15 protein-coding genes are annotated in these 21,247 nt (G+C 36.6%); 8 read left to right on the plus strand and 7 right to left on the minus strand.

What is annotated here, in order from left to right; translation table 11 throughout:
• Positions 1–239 precede the first annotated feature (239 nt).
• The 5 genes from V7O61_RS09490 to V7O61_RS09510 all read left to right on the plus strand — a co-directional run bounded on the left by V7O61_RS09490 (position 240) and on the right by V7O61_RS09510 (position 8,821).
• A complete protein-coding gene (locus V7O61_RS09490) occupies positions 240–4,439 on the plus strand; it encodes a PAS domain S-box protein (protein WP_407281993.1) in 4,200 nt (1,399 codons plus the stop codon).
• A gap of 169 nt (positions 4,440–4,608) precedes the next feature.
• Positions 4,609–5,274, plus strand: coding sequence for an acyltransferase (locus tag V7O61_RS09495; protein WP_288068694.1), 666 nt, complete (start codon positions 4,609–4,611; stop codon positions 5,272–5,274).
• Between the two features lie 84 nt (positions 5,275–5,358).
• Positions 5,359–6,450 (plus strand): DegT/DnrJ/EryC1/StrS family aminotransferase, encoded by a 1,092-nt coding sequence (locus tag V7O61_RS09500; RefSeq protein WP_407281990.1) that lies wholly within the window; start codon positions 5,359–5,361, stop codon positions 6,448–6,450.
• Entirely contained in the window at positions 6,444–7,382 is a 939-nt protein-coding gene (locus tag V7O61_RS09505) for a UDP-N-acetylglucosamine 3-dehydrogenase (protein ID WP_407281989.1), read from the plus strand. The genes V7O61_RS09500 and V7O61_RS09505 overlap by 7 nt, the downstream gene beginning before the upstream one ends.
• Before the next feature lie 5 nt (positions 7,383–7,387).
• Positions 7,388–8,821 carry a nucleotide sugar dehydrogenase gene (locus tag V7O61_RS09510; RefSeq protein ID WP_407281987.1) on the plus strand — a complete coding sequence of 478 codons (1,434 nt, stop codon included), beginning with the start codon at positions 7,388–7,390 and terminating at the stop codon, positions 8,819–8,821.
• Between the two features lie 16 nt (positions 8,822–8,837).
• On the opposite strand, the gene V7O61_RS09515 is transcribed toward V7O61_RS09510, so the two are convergent.
• The 3 genes from V7O61_RS09515 to V7O61_RS09525 all read right to left on the minus strand — a co-directional run bounded on the left by V7O61_RS09515 (position 8,838) and on the right by V7O61_RS09525 (position 10,708).
• Positions 8,838–9,392 carry a VanZ family protein gene (locus V7O61_RS09515; RefSeq protein WP_169729087.1) on the minus strand — a complete coding sequence of 185 codons (555 nt, stop codon included), beginning with the start codon at positions 9,390–9,392 and terminating at the stop codon, positions 8,838–8,840.
• Positions 9,393–9,496: 104 nt separating this feature from the next.
• Positions 9,497–10,399: an NAD-dependent epimerase/dehydratase family protein gene (locus V7O61_RS09520; protein ID WP_407281985.1), complete on the minus strand. Its 903-nt coding sequence runs from the start codon at positions 10,397–10,399 to the stop codon at positions 9,497–9,499.
• A 150-nt stretch (positions 10,400–10,549) separates the two neighbouring features.
• Positions 10,550–10,708 carry a hypothetical protein gene (locus V7O61_RS09525; protein ID WP_023843962.1) on the minus strand — a complete coding sequence of 53 codons (159 nt, stop codon included), beginning with the start codon at positions 10,706–10,708 and terminating at the stop codon, positions 10,550–10,552.
• Between the two features lie 404 nt (positions 10,709–11,112).
• Here V7O61_RS09525 and V7O61_RS09530 point away from each other — a divergent pair, with 404 nt between their 5' ends.
• Positions 11,113–12,093: a glycosyltransferase 4 family protein gene (locus V7O61_RS09530; RefSeq protein WP_023843963.1), complete on the plus strand. Its 981-nt coding sequence runs from the start codon at positions 11,113–11,115 to the stop codon at positions 12,091–12,093.
• Between the two features lie 538 nt (positions 12,094–12,631).
• On the opposite strand, the gene V7O61_RS09535 is transcribed toward V7O61_RS09530, so the two are convergent.
• Positions 12,632–16,039, minus strand: coding sequence for an Ig-like domain-containing protein (locus V7O61_RS09535; protein ID WP_407347379.1), 3,408 nt, complete (start codon positions 16,037–16,039; stop codon positions 12,632–12,634).
• 181 nt (positions 16,040–16,220) lie between these two features.
• Between V7O61_RS09535 and V7O61_RS09540 the strand changes: the two genes are divergently transcribed.
• Together V7O61_RS09540 and V7O61_RS09545 are read left to right on the plus strand one after the other, a co-directional pair.
• Positions 16,221–17,675 carry a flippase gene (locus V7O61_RS09540; RefSeq protein WP_407281983.1) on the plus strand — a complete coding sequence of 485 codons (1,455 nt, stop codon included), beginning with the start codon at positions 16,221–16,223 and terminating at the stop codon, positions 17,673–17,675.
• Positions 17,676–17,694: 19 nt separating this feature from the next.
• A complete protein-coding gene (locus tag V7O61_RS09545) occupies positions 17,695–18,822 on the plus strand; it encodes a glycosyltransferase family 4 protein (protein ID WP_407281982.1) in 1,128 nt (375 codons plus the stop codon).
• 60 nt (positions 18,823–18,882) lie between these two features.
• Here V7O61_RS09545 and V7O61_RS09550 read toward each other — a convergent pair whose 3' ends face one another.
• The 3 genes from V7O61_RS09550 to V7O61_RS09560 are packed head-to-tail and all read right to left on the minus strand — an operon-like array spanning position 18,883 to position 21,141.
• A complete protein-coding gene (locus tag V7O61_RS09550) occupies positions 18,883–20,016 on the minus strand; it encodes a glycosyltransferase family 4 protein (protein ID WP_407281981.1) in 1,134 nt (377 codons plus the stop codon).
• A 10-nt stretch (positions 20,017–20,026) separates the two neighbouring features.
• Positions 20,027–20,467 carry a glycosyltransferase gene (locus tag V7O61_RS09555; RefSeq protein WP_407281980.1) on the minus strand — a complete coding sequence of 147 codons (441 nt, stop codon included), beginning with the start codon at positions 20,465–20,467 and terminating at the stop codon, positions 20,027–20,029.
• A complete protein-coding gene (locus V7O61_RS09560; protein ID WP_407281979.1) occupies positions 20,377–21,141 on the minus strand; it encodes a glycosyltransferase in 765 nt (254 codons plus the stop codon). Before V7O61_RS09560 ends, V7O61_RS09555 begins: the two co-directional genes overlap by 91 nt.
• Between the last annotated feature and the right edge of the window lie 106 nt (positions 21,142–21,247).

A 21,247-nucleotide genomic window follows, 5' to 3' on the forward strand; every position in this document is an offset into this window, starting at 1 on the left:
GTACTGTATAAACAGTTCCTGAAATAAAAATCAGAAAATTAATACATATACAGTCACCCAATAAATACAGTAAGAAGAAACAAAAGCTGTATTCATTTTCGACACCATACCAAACCTTTTCAAGTAGAAAATATATAAATACCTGAAAAACTGAGATGCTGTAATACAAAAATGCGCTTTCTTAGGCCACATTCATTGATTTTATTGTATGTCCACAAGCTTGCATAACGGCAGGAATCATGACTAAAAATTATGAAGAGAATCTTAAGCTGAAAAAGCTGGTTGCTTATTCAGAAGAACTTTTCCAGAGCTCTGCAGATGAACCGGATTATGATCGTATAACCGAAATGATGAAAAATATTTCTGGTGCCAGATACGCTGCTTTTATTCTTTTTGATGAGAACATCAATGCTTATGTTACAAAAAGCATCCATGCAAGCAACGACCACATCAAAAAAGCGAGTCATATACTGAATCTGGAACTTGTGGGAAAAGTATGGGACAAGCAAACAGGCCTGGAAAATAAAATACAGAACAGTATTATCACTCGTTTCTCATCAATACATGAACTTACAAAAGGATTGTTCCCGGAAACTCCAATATTATTACTTGAAAAAACGTTCAATACAGGCCAGACAATTATTGCCAATATTGTCAGAAATGATTTTAACCTGGGATATTTTGTACTAATCTATCATGCTAAAGAAGAACTTCTCAATGAAGAGCTAATTGAAGTTTTCTCTCGGCAGGTCGGCTTGATGCTGGAAAGGAAAAAGACAGAAGAAAAACTTCAGTTCCAGTTCAGATACCAGAAAATGATGTCAAAGATAAGTTCCAGCTTCCTGAGCGTTTCTGATGATAAACTGGATAAAACCATAGATGAGGCATTGGATAAATGCAGGGAACTCTTTGAAGTGGAAAGAGCATTTGTATTTCTGTATTCTGATGACAAAAAATCACTGAAAAAATGCTATGAATGCTGCAGCGATGGAATCGAGCCACAAGCAGACAGCTTCATTGACATGAAACTTAGTGATTATCCATGGTTTGAAAATAAACTCGGAGAACACGATCACATATACGTGCCTGATACAGAGAAACTGCCACCGGAAGCTGAAGCTGAAAAGAATAAGTGGAAGGAATATTCCATAAGATCCACACTTCACATACCACTTGCTGAAAGTTCAGGAATTATCGGTTTTTTAGGTTTTAATTCCATCCGTGAACAAAAATGGTCTGACGAGCAAATAACACTACTGAAAGTCCTTGCAGGAATAATAGTCAGTGCACTTGAAAAGAGGGCTGAGAGAGAAGAGCTGCAAATTCAGAAAAAAAGGCTTAGTGATGCACAGAGAATAGGAAAAACAGGAAGCTGGGAATTTGATATGAACACAGGAATAGTTCATGCTTCAAAAGAAGCTTTCAGATTATATGGCTTAAAGGACAACAGTATAACTATTCGTCAAGTCCAGTCCCTTGTTCTCCCTCAATTCAGACCAGAACTTGACAGAGCATTAAAAGACCTCATAGAGCACAACAAACCATATTATGTTGAATTCGACATGAAAAGGCCATATGATGGTGAAATACGTCATATGTCTTCAATTGCAGAATACCAGGCAGAAAAAAACATTGTAGCAGGGACACTTCAGGACATAACCGAGCAAAAGGAAGCAGAGAAAAAGATCGCTGAAAGAGAAGTATGGAAACATGAACTAATAAAAGACTCCATGGATGGCATAGTGGTCCTTGACATGCTCGGAGGAGTTTATGAAGCAAACCAGCGTTATACAGACATGCTTGGGTATTCCCTTGATGAAATTAAGAATATGCATGCATGGGACTGGGACAAAAACATAGACATCGAACAACTGCCATGGACATTGAAATCTACACGAAAATATGACAGGTATATTGAAACCCAGCACCAGAAAAAAGATGGTACTATAATAGATGTAGAGATAAGCTCCAGCAGTGCAGTTTGTGGTGACCGGGAACTTTTGTTCTGTGTATGCAGAGACATAACAGACAGAAAACGTTCGCAAGATGAATTAAAAAATAGAACTCAATTACTTGATATTGCTCTTGATGCCACTTGTGCCGGAATATGGGATGTAGATCTGCTGACAGGAAACATAGAACTACAGGGACTTGAAAGCTGGAAAAAAATAACAGGATACGAAATCACTGATTTTTCCAATTATAACCTTACAATGTGGCAACAGCTCATCCATCTGGATGATTCCGAAGATGTCATCAGTAAATTCACAAACACAGCTTCCGGGAAAAACGATCATTATATGGCAGAATACAGAATGCTGCATAAAAAAGGATACTGGGTATGGGTACGTGCTCATGGAAGAGTTGCAAGCTATGATAAAGATGGAAAAGCCCTGCATGTTTACGGAACACACATCAGCATAGATGAAAACAAAAAAGCAGAAGAAAAAGCAAAGGCTGCAAGCCAGGCTAAATCAGATTTCCTTGCCAATATCAGTCATGAAATCCGCACACCATTAAATGGAATTATAGGATTTTCCGATTTACTTATTGAGTCCCAGCTAAGTCCTTCGCAACTCCATCATATGCAGACAATACAGGCATCTGCCAACTCACTTCTCGATCTGATAAATGATGTGCTTGATATCTCTAAGATAGAAGCCGGTAAACTTGAACTTGAAAATGAAAAGTTCGACCTTAGAGAGTTATGTGAACAGATAGCAGATATGCTGAAGTATACCGCACATGCAAAGGGAATTGAACTTTTACTTAACATCTCATCAGAGATTCCTGATTTTATCGTTGCCGACCGCATAAGACTAAGACAGGTGCTTGTGAATCTTCTGGGAAATGCCATCAAATTCACAATCACCGGTGAAGTCGAAATGGAGGTCCATATAGACAAGATCCATCCTGATTGTAAAGCTGACATCAGATTCACTGTTACTGATACCGGTATAGGAATTCCAGCAGACAGGCAAAAAGAAGTATTTGAAGCTTTTTCGCAAGCTGACAATTCTATTTCCAGAAAATACGGAGGAACTGGCCTTGGTCTTAGTATTTCAAACCGGCTCCTTGAGAAAATGGGTTCCAGACTTGAACTTAGCAGTGAAGAAGGAAATGGAAGTATCTTCAGTTTTTCAGTATTGATGCCTTACGAATATACAGGGAAATCAGACAAAAACAAGTCTCCTGAATATAGAAAAGTACTCATTGTTGATGATAATGTTAAAAATTGCCACAATATCAGATCTATCCTGAAAGATGAAGGTGTTGTCACAGAAATAGCTTACTCCGCAAAAGAAGCATTGGATATTTTTAAGGATAAATCGGATGACATCAAATTAATAATTTTAGATAATCACATGCCTGTTATGACAGGAAATGAATTGCTACAGGATATACGTGCTGATATCACATGTTTTTACCACAACATTCCAGCCATAATTATGCAGGATTCAACAGATATAAATGATGTTGAAGAAATGGAAAATGATAAATCATTAAATGGAAAAACAACTGAAAAGTTAACCCATACCATTACAAAACCTGTAAAAAAAGCAGAAATTATTGAAAGTATCGTACATTTGCTGTCAGGTGAAAAGGATACTGGAAATGAAATTTACCACAAATTGAAACAAGCTGAAAATAAACATGACGTGAAGTATAAGATACTCATTGCAGAAGACAATGAAACAAACATGCTTCTTACTTCCACCATTATTTCCAGAATTCTGCCAGATGCAGACATATTGAAAGCAACTAATGGAAGTAAAGCAGTGGAGTTATTCAGAGATGAGCAACCGGACCTGATCCTGATGGACATACAAATGCCTGAAATTAGCGGATATGATGCCACAACCATGATAAGAAATATTGAAACAACAAAAGGCATTCACACCCCAATAATAGCGCTAACAGCCGGAACATTTAGAGGAGAGGAAGAAAAATGCCTTGAAGCCGGACTTGATGACTATGCTCCAAAACCAATTGTTTCTGAAACAATACGCCAGGTTTGTGAAAAGTGGCTGTTTAAGGAAAGTGACACAGAACATACTGAAAGTAACTGGAACAAAGAAAGAGATAATAACAACCTCAATACTGCTCACTTCAATTCTGATTGGCTGCAAAGCAACACAGAAGGAAGCAAGGAATTATACAATAAATTGATAGCAATGGCAGTGAAATCATTTGTTCAAAACTATGAACAAATGTGTACTGCGCACTTTAATAATGATATGGAGGAAGTAAGTACTATTGCCCATAAAACAAAGGGAACAGCACTTAACACAGGTTTTAACATCCTTGCATCAATAGCTGAAGACATCGAAAAATCAGCAAACAGTAACTCAGAAATTAATATTGTTGAGCTACTCGACGGTATGAAGAAAGAGATCGATTATCTCTCAACTTTTTTTAATGAACAGTACAGTGAATAAACAAATCATCCATAATAGATGATATTAATATTTTTAAATTGCAGAATACCATCTATTGAATTAAATATTATGCTTTTCTTATAATACTACTAAATTATTGTATTTCTATTGATAATAAACAATACAGACTGGAATAAAATAGATTTGAAACAATATCATTGAGGGGAATATGCAAAACAACACATATGTTCACAAATCTGCTAAACTTTATGGTGCCAGCAGCGTAGGGAAAGAATCAGTCGTCCTTGAAAATGTAATATTGGGTTACCCGCAACACAGCACACTTATGGAAATCACAAAATCTGGCATAGATATTGAAGACTATGAACAACCAGGTGCTGTGATAGGTGACAATGCCTTCATCAGGGCAGGGACAACTGTATTCAGCAATGTAATAGCAGGGAATAATTTCAGGACAGGCCATAATGCCATGATAAGAGAGAACACAACAATAGGAAACAATGTTCTCATTGGAACAAATGTGATAATTGATGGAACTGTTACAATAGGAAACAATGTCAGCATTCAGGGAAATGTGTACATTCCCACACATGTTACCATTGAAGATAAAGTCTTTATCGGGCCCTGTGCTGTGCTTGCCAACGATAAGTACCCCATCAGAGGAGAATATCACCCGCAAGGACCTGTTATCAGGAAAGGTGCTTCTATTGGTGCTAATGCCACACTGGTTCCCGGTGTGGAAATCGGAGAAGGAGCCATGGTAGCTGCCGGAGCATTGGTTACAAAAGATGTACCTGCATGGAAACTTGCCATAGGATGTCCGGCAAAAATAGTGGATCTGCCACAAAAACTTGAATCTTTAAACAATATATAAATCTAAATAAATACAAACTATTTGATGCAACTAATTTATTATTGAATAATATATTATTAATTACAATTACTACCGAAATTTGTGATGAACATGATACCTATTGCAAAACCACAGCTGGAAGAGGCTGAAATTGAAGCTGTTACTAACGTGCTGCGTTCCGGAATTATTGCCGAGGGACCCCGGGTTGCAGAGTTTGAGCAGGAATTTGCCGACTACACCGGAACAGAATATGCAGTGGCAGTAAACTCAGGAACAGCCGCCTTGCATGCCGCCCTTCTTGCACATGGCATCGGCAAGGGCGACGAAGTCATTACAAGCTCTTTCAGTTTCATAGCTACAGCTAATTCTATACTTTTTACAGGTGCAAAACCTGTTTTTGCTGACATAAGAGCCGATACATTCAATCTTGCACCCCAGCTTATAGAAGAGAAAATAACAGCGTCAACAAAGGCCATTATGCCGGTGCACCTTTACGGACACCCTGCAGACATGGAAGCAATGAGAGATATTGCAGAGGATAATGACCTGATACTTATCGAAGACGCGTGCCAGGCACATGGAGCAATATATAACGGGAAAAAAGTTGGTTCCTTTGGTACAGGAGCATTCAGTTTCTATCCTACCAAGAACATGACCACAAGTGAAGGTGGAATAATCACCACAAACAGTAAGGAAATTGCTGACAGGGCTCGCATGATACGTGCACATGGCTCCAGACAGCGTTATCTTCACGAAATGCTGGGATACAACCTGAGAATGACTGACATATCAGCGGCTATCGGAATGGTCCAGCTGAAAAGACTTCCTTCATATATAAAAGCAAGACAGAGAAACGCAAAACTGCTTACAGATAAGCTACAGGGAATTGAGGGAATAGAATGTCCTGCAGTCAGGAACGGTTGTCAGCACGTATTCCACCAATATACAATACGAACAAGAAACAGAGACCAGCTATCTGATTATCTCAAAGAGAAAGGAATTGGATCGGGAATATACTATCCGATACCTATCCACAAACAGCCATATTACAAAGAACTTGGATACAAGGATAATCTGCTGGTTACGGAAAAAGCCTCAAGGGAAGTACTCTCACTGCCGGTCCATCCTGCTGTGACAGAGAATGATATAAACACAATAACTAATGCAATAAAGCTGTGGAGTGATGAAAAATGTTAAGAGTAGGTGTCATCGGTGCCGGTGCCATGGGTAAAAACCACATACGCATCTACAGTGAGATGCCTGGTGTGGAACTTGCAGGAATTTCTGATATCGATAAGGATCTTGTTGACAGTCTTGCACAGCAATATAATACTAAGGCTTTCACGGATTACAAAGAAATGCTGGCTTCAGGAGTTGATGCGGTAAGCATAGTCGTACCTACCAAGATGCACCGCCAGGTTGCCATTGATGCAATTGAAGCAGGTGCACATGTGCTTGTAGAAAAACCTATTGCAGATTCCGTGGAGAATGCTGATGCCATAATTGAAGCCGCTGAGAAGAAAGGACTCCTTGTTATGGTAGGACATATTGAAAGGTTTAATCCTGCTGTCATTAAACTCAAAGAGATTATAGATTCCGGACTGCTTGGAAAGATTGTTTCAATATCCACCACAAGAGTCGGACCTTACAATCCCAGGATAAGGGATGTTGGTGTCATTCTTGACATAGGTGTGCATGATATAGATGTGATATCTTATCTTTATGGCACCAATGTCAATCAGGTCTACGCAGTGGCCGGAGCTGATATTCACTCCTTTGAGGACCATGCCACTATCCATATGAGACTGGACCATGAATTTTCAGGGCTTGTTGAAGTAAACTGGCTCACACCGCACAAGGTTAGAAAGCTTACAGCCGTGGGTGTTGGTGGTGTTGCATATCTTGATTATATGGATCAGACTGTGGAACTTCATGACAGTGGCTGGATCAGGAAAGCTAAGATAGAACAGAAAGAACCACTCAGGAATGAACTTGAATATTTCATTGATTGTATTAATACGGGCAAGCAGCCAAATCCTTCAGGAACAGATGGAAAACATGCTCTTAAAGTCAGTCTTGCGGCCATCAGTTCATACAAAGAAGCAAAAATGATAGATATAAAGGAATGATTATCATGAGCCAGAAACTCGAGAATATTTTGAAAGAGAAAGGACCTATAAAAAAGATAGGCGTAATAGGAATGGGTTATGTAGGTATCCCCGCAGCAGCTCTTTTCGCGGATTCAGATAAATTTGACCATGTACTTGGATTCCAGAGAGATTCACCTTCATCAGGTTACAAGATAGAGATGTTAAACAATGGCGAAAGTCCACTAAAAGGAGAGGAGCCAGGACTTGAAGATCTCCTGAAAAAGGTCACAGATGCTGGTAAATTTGAATGTACCCCTGACTTTTCCAGAATATCAGAACTTGATGCTGTAACACTGGCAATTCAGACACCTTTTGCAGACCCTAAGGCACTGGAACCTGACTTTGGAGCTCTTAAGGAAGGTATCCGAAATGTGGGCAAATATCTAAAACCAGGAATACTCGTTGTCCTTGAATCAACAATCACTCCTGGAACCACCGACGGAATGGCCAGGGAAATTCTTGAAGAAGAATCTGGTCTTAAGGCGGGAGAGGACTTTGCACTTGCACATGCTCCTGAAAGAGTAATGGTTGGAAGATTACTTCGTAATATTCAGGAACATGACAGGATTGTTGGCGGTATTGACAAAGCAAGCACTGACAGGGCAGTTGAACTTTATTCGCCTGTGCTCACAAAGGGCAAGGTCATACCAATGAGTGCAACGGCAGCAGAGGTTACAAAGACTGCAGAGAACACATTCAGGGACCTGCAAATTGCAGCAGCAAACCAGCTTGCACTTTACTGCGAAGCCATGGGAATAAATGTCTATGACGTAAGAGCCGGCATTGACAGTTTGAAAGGAGAAGGCATTACAAGAGCAATACTCTGGCCAGGCGCCGGTGTTGGCGGACACTGTCTTACAAAAGATACATATCACCTTGAACGTGGGGTGAAACTTGGAACCGAAGCCCTTGATTACCCGCAGGATGCAGAATCAATTTATGTGCTTGCACGCAGGGTCAATGACTTCATGCCTGCACACATGTACAACCTGACTGTTGCCGCACTTAAGAGAATAAATATGGACATAAAGGGAGCAAAGATAGCCATGCTTGGATGGGCATTTATTAATGACTCAGACGATGCACGCAACCCGCCATCAGAACCTTACAGGGACATGGTTCTTGAAGCTGGTGCGGAACTTAAGGTGCATGACCCGCATGTTCTCAACTACCCTGATGTAGAGTTGCTAAAAGACTCAAATGAGACTATGAAAGGAGCGGATGCAGTTGTTATCTTCACAGGTCACAAAGAGTATTTCAGCCTGAAACCTGAGGACATTAAGAAACTCACAGGTAAAGAAAACACTGTTATCATTGACGGCAGGAATGTTATTGATCCTGACACATTCATCAATGCAGGATTTGTGTACAAGGGCATAGGTCGTGGTGACAAAAACAGCCATCCTATTAACCAGTAATCCCCCTGAACAGTATTTATTTTTCACCGGGATCTGTTTCCCGGTTATCATCTTTTTTCCTGCGCAGGTTCATCAGTATAAGTACTACAAAAAGCACCTGTGCTATGGTCACACCTATACCATCGGCCAGAAGATCATGCACGCTGGAGGAGCGACCCGGTACAAAGGACTGGTGAAATTCATCGGTTATACCATAGATTACACCAAGTATGACTGCAAAAAGAGCAGCATATTTCCTGAGGACAACATTATCAGAGTTTTTGAATGTCAGGTGCAGGAGAACACCCAGGCCGAAATACAGGAACATATGGGCTACTTTATCAATGTGCCCATGGGCATAATCTGCAATATCTACCAGAAAACCAAAACCCATATTTTTTGCAATATCTGCAAGTTCATACATTATGGGTATTTTGAAAACCGAGGCAGGAATGCTCAGGTTAGCCTGTGCGGATAAATAAAATATAAATCCTGCGTAAAGGATAGTCAGAGATATCAGGATCTCCTTTTTGTGCTTCATGTAATCAAAGTGTTGCAGCCATGAAACCATTTTAAGGATTAACTGTATCAATTGAAGAAAATAGAGGGCAATAAATGCAATATATTTGTTTTTTAGAAGATTCTGCATGTTGTTCTATTCTATAATTGTCTTACTAAGTTGAAATAAGTATCCGGTCATTTTCCAACAATCTCTTCAAGTCCCCTGTAGAGATCAACCTTTGGTTCAAAACCGATAGCTTTAGCCTTTTCAATGCACGATGAACTGTGTTTTATGTCACCTGGCATAGGGTCTTTGAATTCCATGTCCATAGAACTGTCAAATATATCCAGGACTATCTGTGCAAGCTCGTCTATACGGGTGACTGTACCTGTCCCCACATTGTAGACCTCACCATCTTTACCGGCACCGCCTGCAAGCATTGTTATCATATCAACTACGTCATGTGCAGAGACAAAATCTCTGGTGTTTGAGCCGTCACCGAAAATAACAGGAGGAAGACCTTCCTTTAACCGGCCTATGAATTTAGAAATTACACCTGAATAAGGATTTGAAGGATCCTGTCTGGGACTGTATATATTGAAGGGTCTTATGCTGACTGTTGGAAGACCATATGCATGATGATACATGCTGCAATATTTTTCTCCGCAGAGCTTGCTTGCACCGTATGGAGACATAGGAGTTTGAGGATGTTTTTCATCAATTGGAACATATTCCGGATTTCCATAAACAGCAGCGGAACTTATGTAGACAAAACGCTCAATATTACCGGACCTGGCACCTTCAAGAAGATTTAGGGTACCAAATACGTTATTATCTGCATCAAATAAAGGCTCAGACATGGAACGGGCAACACTTATCTGGGCTGCCGTATGAATTATAATATCATTATGAGAAGCAAGTTCCCTGGCTTCAGGAGATCTTATATCTTCCTTTACGAAACTAACATTTGAAGGCAGAACTGGCTCCTTACCGGAAGACAGGTTATCCAGAACTGTAACTTCATAGTTGTCATGCATGTTGTCAACAAGATAACTGCCTACCTGACCGATGCCGCCAGTAATAAGAACCTTCTTCATGTCCGTAAAACTGTGAACTTTCTATATAATATTACCCCAGCCACAATAACTCGAGAATACATATTAAAATAGCTAACAATTGTAGATAACAACAATAGCGAATAATTACAACAACAATAAAACCTTAATCAAAAAAAGATAAAATCGGACTTAGTACACTGTCTGTATTTGCTCTAAGCCCCTTGGGACAGTTCCAAATGTTGCACGTTCCATGCAGTGAAGAGTACAAAACATCTCCTCACGAGCATAATCCTCGTAAACATAGATAGGACTGCCACACATTGCGCATTTCTTCTCTATTAATTTCATTGTACCACCTATATAGCAATCTCAAAGCATACTAGCATGTAATGTATGCAAGAGAAGTAACTAACATTACGACAATAACCCAATTGTCAATTAAACAAAGATGATACTACTATATAAAATTATGTTCGATGCAATAAATCATACTCATCATCATTATGAAAAAACAATATGCCGGATAAAGGAAAACATTATTATATAAATCAAAACCTATGGCAGAAAAATACATTATATAACTGGAATGCGTCCCGGACACAGGCTGCATAGAATACATATGCAGTAAATACATATATAATAAATGAATAACTAAAAAAGATAATAAAGAGCCAGATTTCAATTCTACGGATGATGTTGGCTGCGGGACATAAAAATAAATTAAATATTAAATAATTCAGAGGATTTGAACAATGCTGGATCTGGATTCACCTTCTACACTGTTAGCCCTGGTTCTTGGTAGTACTTTTATAGTGCCGTTCCTGGCTACGTATGTATCAATGCCTTATTTTATAAGAAAACTTACAGACAAAGGCATCATTGCCAGGGATTATTACAAAAGAGAAGTAACAATGATACCCGAGAGAGGAGGCATAGCCATCATCCTTGTGGCCATGGTATGTTTCTCTTTAAACACACTGTTCTTCAAGTTCTCGTCAACAAATTATGTAATTCTTATTGTTATTGCCATGTTTGGTCTTTTCGGAATACTTGACGACATGGTAGATATTGGCAGGGTAACAAAACTGCTTCTTATGTATTATTGTTCATATCCGCTTATCCAGTATGCCACTCATACAGCCTTCACACTCCCAAGTGCCGGTAACATTGAACTGGGAATTCTTTACCTGCAGTTCATTGTACCCACATACGTCCTTGTAGCTTCAAACCTTGTGAACATGCACTCGGGATTCAACGGCCTTGCTTCCGGATTGTCCGTTATAGTGCTTATTTCCCTGATAATAAAGTCTGTATTTATAGGGGATGTGGACAGCATCTTTGCCGTTGTAAGTGTCACCGGAGCAACACTTGGTTATTATATGTACGACAGGTACCCTTCAAAGATATTCTGGGGAAATGTGGGTTCACTCACCATAGGCGCTGCTATTGGAACTATCATAGTGGTCCAGGGTTTTATCATCAGTGGATTTGTTATGCTTATCCCGCATACAATTAACTTCCTTATGTATGTCTACTGGAGAGCTATGAAGTTCCCGGTGGCTAAATTTGGAAAGGAAAGAGAAGATGGAACTCTTGAAGTACCAAATGCACTCACATTAAAATGGGTTTTGCCTTATTACCGCAGAGTGACTGAAAGGCAAGCTACATGGGCAATGTATGCTTTGACAATGATATTCTGTGCAATTGGAATATTCCTGCCGGGAAGAATCTGAGTAGCTGCAATTGAAGCTCAACAGATTTTTACCGATTTGTTGTACATTCTATGTGCACATTCCATTCTTGCTTATTTTTTCGTTACCATTCATCCATTCCTATTTTTGCCAGACTGAACTGAATGTAATGATTTTCTGTAGAGCGATGGAGACGGAGGAATGAACTGGTGAAGCCAGTGTTTTGTCATAAAGCAAAACAAATATCCTGCAGAATATCATAGAATGTTTTCATCGAAAGACCCCCTATGGAATTATCAGCATAAACGGCATAATTTTTAGAACAATCTTCTGTGCATAGACATCGCAATGTGCCGCCTTCGGCGGATAGCTACTTTGTTATTATATTTAAGATTGTTTTTGTGAAAATAGAAAACAGCAAAGTTATGTTACTTATATCAATAGGAATTTTACAGAGCAAATTTTTGTATTCTGCACAACAGCAATTGAACAAAAGAAAATTGGCAAGCAGTAATCTGAAAAGAGAATAAGACTAATAAAAAAGAAGTGTGCCCCAAAAGGGGCAGTTAATTAATTTTGCTTAAATTGTTTCACCGAAGTGACCGGAGACTATTGAAAGGTCCTGAATGTTTACAGTGCCATCCTGGTTTACATCCCAGCGAGGCAGGTTTTCTGTGTAGGTCTGACCGTAGTTCTGACCAACAAGAGTAATGTCAAGTACATTGACAGTTCCATCCTCATTTACATCCCATCTTGGCTGAACGTCTGTGATGGTTATTGTACCTGATGAACTGACTTCATCAGTACCGTCGCTTACTGTTACCTTAATGGTATGTGTTCCTGCGGATTCGTAGTCTGTTGTCCATGTGTAACTGGTAGCTGTACTGACCTTCACACTGTCTATTTCAATGATGTAACTCAATGAATCTCCATCTGCATCGGTTGCAGCTACATTCACACCAATGATTGAACCTTCTTCAAATGTAGAACCATCTGCTGGTTCAAAGAGAGTAATCTCAGGTAAGTTGTTCAGTGGTGTCACAGTTATGCTCACGCTTACTGTATCTGTAAGATATCCGTCTGTAACCTCAAATGTTGCTACATATGAACCTGCATCTCCCTGTGATGGTGTCCAGCTGAAACTTCCGTCGTTGAATGTTGCACCGGATGGGAGTGATGTGGATGAGTAGCTAAGGTCATCACCATCTGCATCGTTTGCAGTTACTGTGAAACTCAGGCTCTGCTTTTCTTCTACTGTCTGTGCAGAGACAGATGTGAACTGTGGAGCTGTGTCAATCAGAACTGTTGCATTAGATACTGTGTATCCTGCAGGATTGGAGTTTGCATCACTAAGTATAACATCGGAAAGTCCAAGGTCAAGTACACCTGAACTGCTACCTGCTACCATTTCGATGGTTGCCATGACACCTGATGAAGTGATGGTTCCGCTACCTACTATGGCTGCATAGACATTATCCAGAAGTCCTTCTGCATTGCTGATACTGTCATACTGGAAGGTTGTTGCAAGTCCGCTTGCTGTGAACAGGTCACCCTCATCTACTGTAGAGATGCTTGCAAGCTGGCTGTACTGCAGGTCAAATTGTGAGCCTGTAAGAGCCTGGGTTGGATCAATATACACATCCAGACTGAATGATTCTCCCGGAGCTACTGTTGTAGTTGATGGGGATATTGAGATGGATGAGTATTCAGATTCTGCTGCTGCAGACACGACTACTGTCCATGACCTTGAGATAGTTCCTGCTGCTGCAGTTCCGTCAAAGGTTACTGTATGTGTGCCTGCTGTTGTCCATGCTTCTACATGTCCTGTTGTACCGGTCTCGACCTCTGTACCGTCAACAGACCAGACTGCACTTGTGAATTCCTGAGTTGTTTCTACAGAGAATGTTGTGGATTCACCTGTTGTTGCTGTCAGTGAACTTGCTGATGGTGTGAATGAAAGACCTGTTCCAGAGGAAACTGGTGCTTCTTCAACAATCTCGCCTTCAGTTATTTCCCATGTCTGCACTACAGCTCCGTTTGAATTAAATCCGGAGAACATAATTGTAGTTGAACCAGATTCTACTTTCCATGTATAGTCCATTGAACCTGATGAAACAAGGTTTCCGTTTACATACCATTTCATGGTTGTCAGTTCCTCATCAGCCCATACCTGGAACTTCTTGGATTCACCTGCTGTAAATGGATTGTCAGAGCTTGGTGCAAATCCAGTAATCTGTGGTTCTGTGCTACTCTCATCAGGAATGATTGCAGTGATTGTATATGTTGGAATGTTTGGATTCTCACGATACCAGGTTGAGTCTGGTGTGATGTCTGTGAGAGTTACAGAACTTTTCCCATCATTTGCATTCAATGCAACTTCATAAGATCCAGTAAGATGTTCATCAAATGGATAGTTTTTGTAGTATTCGGATAAGACAGGAGAATTTTCCCTATTAACATTTGGTAATGAGGTGTGACCGTCTTCTTCAGTATAAAATAATTGAGTAGTGTGTCCATTTCCATTCAAAGATGATAATCTACTGTCAGCACCTGAGAATTTAGCTTCAGCATTACTTACAATATTGTTATTGGAATCAAGTAATTTAACATCAGCATAGTAATCCATGTTGTATTCAGCCTCTAGACCAGTAGAGAAATAAATATTTGGTACTTGTGTATTAATAAAATGAGCATTTTCAGTTACGTAAAGGATTCCGTATGATGAAAATTTACTGTCAATTACATATAGATCTTTGAGTGAACCATACGTTCCACCTGCTCCAAAACTGAAAGCAGGGCTATGATCGACTGTAGAGTTAATGATAGTTACACCTAAAGAATTGTATGCCTGTATACCGCCACCGCCTACTGGCGAGTTCAAATTATCAACAGTAAGATTGATAGTGCGATGAGCAACCAGAGCAGCCCCTGGCGAATCATAAGAACTATAATCCTTTATATATATAGAGTGAGTGACACTTGGCCCATTTCCAACTGAGTAATCAATATCACTATACTTTCCTGTATACAAGTCTTCTCTACCTGTTATTAAAAAATTCTCGGCATCTGATCCAACAACAGTCACATTTGTTATGCTTATATTCCACTGTCCATGAAAATCAACACCATTATGGCCTGAATTTTCAACATAAACATTTTCAACTACAGTATCGTGTTCATCTTGAGTTAAATCAAAACTACTCCAACCAGAACCATTGATATAAATATCATGAGCATAATTGTTTCTTCCACCTTTCAATAAAAATGCCACACCATCAGTGCTTGGATTAAGGTAATCCCCTCCATCAACTATCCTCACATTAGAAATCTCTACACCAGTCCCATTGTAGCTTTCGAATGACTGCTGAGTCATATTATTAATCTGAATTTGAGAGATTGAACCATCAAGTTTGTTATAGACAATCAAACCACTCTTAGAGTCAGATATAGAGATATTGTAGATGTCACCATAATATGGTTTGTTATTAAACATATTAATTGAATACCTTTTCAGTTTTTTGAAAGAAACATCATGTAAATCATAATAATCAAAATTTGAAATGAAATCTACATAGTTTGTAATAGAAGAAATATTAGAATTAGATACTTTCCATGTTCCTGATAAAAAACCCATGTCTTGGGATGAATCTGGATTATCAATATATATTGTGGCATTTTCAAGGGATATTGTACCCCCAGCATAACCTGTAAAAAGTCTCATATTTTTGAATGTAACAGAATCATCTGGGTTCACCTGAAAATAATTTCCATCTGTGTCTAAAACTGCATTGGAGGAATCCCAAGGAGAACCAATGTAAGAATTATTTTCTAGTTCGCTTACATGCGAAATATCACCATTGCTAAAGCGATAATAGTCATCACTATAGTAACCACTCGAAGCTGCTGAAGCTGCACAAATCATAAAAGAAAACGATAATGTAAATATCAGCAATTTTGCAATTTTTTTGCTAACGTTTTTGTAAATCATAATTATTCCCAATGGCAACTCATAATGTACACAGATATAAGACGTATGAACATAGAAAAACGTTTCCATGTAGATAAATGATTATATATAAAAAGAGTTCTATTAATTTAATAATACAATAGTCTTCTTAAAAGTTATGTCGGAAACTATTAAATAGCTGTAATCAATAGGCGAGAATAATATGGAAAATATACGAGAAAAAGGTACCATTGAAAAAATTGCAGCTAATACAGGATTTCTGTTGCTAGGAAGAGTAACTACAAAAATAATCAGTTTTTTTACAGTAATGTATTTAGTTAGATATCTAGGAGCAGAAGCATACGGAAAATACGCATTTGCGTTTGCATATATTTCTTTTTTTACAATTATTTCTGATTTAGGCTTGCATACAATACTTGTAAGAGAGACATCAAGAAAACATGAAATTAAAGAAAAAATATTAGGTAATGCAATACTTATATCGTCTATTTTATCCATAATAGCTTTTTTATTAGCGATCGTTAGTACGGACATACAAAATATTCCGTTAGATACAAAAAATATAATCAGTATTGCAGGCTTAAGTCTTTTGCTAGGAGCAATTTCACCTTACGGAGTAATATATGAAATTAGTTTTAAAATGAAGTATTCCGTATTGTTTAGTTTGGTAAGCCGCATATTTTTATTAGCAGCTGTTTTAACGGTTATTTATATGGACATTGGTATTTTATGGTTAGTTTTTGTAACTGTTTTTGCAGATGCAATACATAGCTTCTTGATGTTCATATTTTCAAAAAAGATAATAAAACCAAGCTTTAAAATTGATTTTAATCTTTGGAAACGTTTACTAAAAGAATCATTACCTCTCGCTTTATCATCATTTTTTATAATTATTTTTTTTAGGATAGACGTGATAATGCTATCAATGATGAAAGGAGACTATGATGTAGGGATATATAGTTCTGCATTCAGATTAACTGAAGCTGTTCTTTTCATACCAAGCACATTTATGATTTCAATGTATCCTTTATTGTCTCAGTATTTTGAAAAAGCGCAACAAACTTTTGTTTTTACATACCTAAAAGCATTAAAATACCTTTTTAATTCTGCTTTTTTGTTAGCTTTGTTCTTGTATTTACTATCAGAAGAAATTATACTAGCGATCTATGGAATCGACTTTTTAGAATCTGCAGATGTATTCAAAATACTTTCATGGGCTACTGCAATTCTTTTTATTAATTATTTATTTGGTAGCTTATTAGTTTCTGCCAACAAGCAATCAGTTACCACAATATCTACAGCTCTTTGTGCATTTATGAATATAATGATTAATTATATATTAATACCCCATTATAGTTATGTTGGAGCTGCAATTGCAACAGTCATTACACAAGCATTGAATATGGCAATTATGTTCCATTATATTACAAAAGATGTAACAATAGATAAAGTATATTATGGAATGAAGTCGTCATTAAAAATGGCTTTTATTGTTTGTACATATGTCTATTTTACATCAAATTTTTTATCTCTACACCTTTTGGTTATAACTACAATATTAGTATATGTAATAATAGCTTACTATATTGGCTTAGTAGATGAATACGACAAAAAAGTGCTTGCTAAAATATTGAACGCTATAAAGTCAGTAAAATAATAATGAAGAAGGATGAAATATGATAATTGCAATGGTTGGTACATTTAGTGAAGAGGGAGGAATAAAAAATCATATACATAATTTATCAACCCAATTAGCAAAAACGGAAGAACATGAAATTCATATAATTAGCTTTTCAGAGAGAGATGCATTTTTAGAAGAAAACAAGATAAAAATACATTTTATCAAATATGAACAAACATTGCATTTTAATTTATTTGTTGGGCCATCACTTGTTTTAAAAAAATTAGAAGAAATAAATCCAAAAGTTATACACGTGCATGGAGCATATTTACCTTATGCAAAGGTATTAACCGACCTAAAAAAGAGTGATAACAACATTGACAAGAAAATAATATTGACAGTCCATGGTTCTATTAGGAAGGAATTAGAAGTAAAATATAAATCACTGATAAAATATTATAAATATGCGGTACTCGCTATCCAATTACATTACGAAAAAAAAAGTATCATTTATGCAGACAAAGTTGTAGCTGTTTCAAAGTCGATAAAGGAATCAATTGAAACTATTAGCAACAATAAACCATCCATTTATATAATTCCAAATGGAATAAATATTGAAATGATAGATGAAACTCATAAACGAGAGAATCTAGAAAAACCTTCAATAATTTTTGTTGGTAGGTTAGTTAAAATAAAAGGCTGTGATATTGCTATAGAAGCAATTGAAAAGGTAAAGAAAAAATACCCAACAGTAAAATTATATATAATTGGTGATGGAAATCAATTGCATACATTGCAACAATTGACAACTCACTTCAAACTTGAGGAAAATATTGAGTTTTTAGGTTTTCTTTCAGCAGAAAGATTCTCGTATATGAAATCTGCAGATATTTGTGTAGTTCCGTCTAAATATGAAGCTTTTGGAATAGTCGTATTAGAAGCTATGGCATGTAGAACCCCAGTTATTGCATCGAAAATAGGAGGAATGAAAGATATAATAAAAGATAAAAATGGTTGTACATTTAAAGTTGGAGATTCAAACGATTTAGCAGATAAGATTACAACACTTTTAATTAATAAAGAATTATCCATTGAAATGAGTGTTAACGGTAGAAAAGAAGTGGAAATAAAGTATCAGTGGGAAAAAATTGCAAAAGACACATTTGAGCTGTACTTAAGTTAAACTAATAAAGAGGATGAAATGCTGCATTCAAATAAAGTGATAAGAATAGGATTTTGAATCTCAAACATTATTTATTAGACTGTTATACAATACTAAATGATGGTTAATATTAGTATCTAAAGAAAAATTCTCGATAACATGCTTTTTTCCAATTCGACAATCATTATTTAACTTCAAACATTCTGCAACCTTATTTCCAAGCAACTTATAATTTTTTGGAACTACAAAACTTGTATCGTACAATACTTCATTAATAGCCCCTGAATCGAAGGCTACTACACAGCATCCTGATGCCATAGCTTCAGCTGCAACAAAACAAAAAGCTTCTTCAAAAATAGAAGGAACTACAACAATTGATGAAATACTATATACTTCAGATAAATCAGGAACATTTCCAGTAAAAATAACCTTTTCTTGAATATTTCGTTGCTCTAAAATAGATTGAATTGGTTTTTTACATTCACCCTCTCCTACATAAATAACTTTTAAATTCTTAATCCCCTCCAATATTGTAGGGATAGCTTTTGCCAAATAATGAGGGCCTTTATCTGTTCTTAAGCCGATACATGAAATCACAATCTCGTCTTTAATTCCATACTTAGCCAGTATTTGATCAGTATCATTTCTTTGAGAGAACTTTTCAACATTAATTCCATTATAAATTACATCTAATTTGGTGCTTTTTATGCCATATTCAACATAATATTTTCTTCTTACAAAGTTAGATACACAGATTATTCTATCTATTCCAATATCAAACATAAGAAAGTTGATATAATAATATGGCTTTCGCAAAAACTTTTTAATTTTGTTTTTTGCTTTTTTTCCGCCCATATGATCAGTATAGATTACAGGTATACCATAAAAGAACTTTAGATAATTTACAATTGTATAGATAGGATAAAAATGAAAATGCACTAGTTCAGGACGAGTTCTTTTAATTAGAGAATAAAAAGAACATAAGTTAAGTATGCTTAACTTAGATGGTTTTAGTATTTCGATAACCGCACCTGCATCTAATAATAATTTCTCAACAGAAGGTATTGGATAATCTCTAAAGACTATTATATGTTTGAATCCATTAATTGAAAGTTCTTTGCTAAGTGATATTAAGAACTCTTCAAATGAACCAAGTTTCGAAGGAGAGATATCACATATTGAAAGAATGCACTTGTTATTCCTTGTAAGTACCATTTAAACACCATTAATATAAATATTGAGCATATGACTCAATATAATCATTTACCACATTACGCCAATTGTACCTTATAGCAAATTTTTTTTGCTCATTAACAACGTCTAAATCTATTCTATCATTAGCTATCAATGAAATAATATTACAGATATTATCTACTGATGGATCAAAAGAGCATAACTTATTCCCTTGGATTGAAACAAAATCATAAATACCTGCTTTTCTTGAAAAAAAAACAGGACAATCAGCACATGAAAATGCTTCAATATATGAAAGTGGGAAGTTATCCCACAAAGAAGGATAGATTGCAACATCAACTTTCCTTAAATATCCTTTTATTTGTTTCTTATCAATCAATCCTAGTAAAAAAATATTTTGTTGTAAATCCAGCTTGCGTACCAATTTTTCAAGGTATCCTTTTTGAGGACCATCCCCTGCAATATATAACACATTATTTCAAAGTTATTTTCAGAATGTATGTATTTATGAACTGCTTTAATTAAAATATCTACTCCTTTTTCACCAGAGAGCCGACCATGATAGAATAATTTTAATCCATTTTCTAAAGTAATTTGTTCATATTCTGAAGAGAACCAATAATCATCTACTGCATTTGGTATTACCTTTGAATTGGTTACACCATATGAATCTGCAACTAAGTTTTTAAATAAATATGAGTGTACAATGAGTTGATCGGCACTTTTTAAGATATAAGGCAAGAAAAGATAACTTGGTACATATGATAAATTAATATTTTTATTTGTTTTGAAATCAAAAGCCATCTCGGTTCTAATATCACCATGATAATTGAAAATAAGCGGAATATTTTTCATTTTCGCATATAAATGAAGAAGTAATTTACTGTTTGGAAAAAGAAGCGGGCTTATTGGAATGTGAACTAATCCCGAAGAGACATTAAAAATATCTTTTTCAGTATAAATATTGATATCTTCAAATTTATTTTTTAAATAATCTATGTTTTTTGAGTGAGAATAGAGAGATAGTTCATCAAATGGAAGAGATTTTCTCATATTAAATAATTGTAAAAAAATATTTCGACCTACAAGAGAAGGAGCACCATCACCTAAAGGATAGTAAAAAATAACATTAGACTCATTTTTCATATAGAATAGCTCCTAAATTTGGTATTAATTAATATCTAACCCACACTAATTATAACATATCCATCATATAAATATATTAATAATTGTGGTACAAACAACATAAATA

Source organism: Methanolobus sp. WCC1, assembly GCF_045690315.1.
In the GTDB taxonomy this organism is placed as follows: Archaea; Halobacteriota; Methanosarcinia; order Methanosarcinales; family Methanosarcinaceae; genus Methanolobus; species Methanolobus tindarius.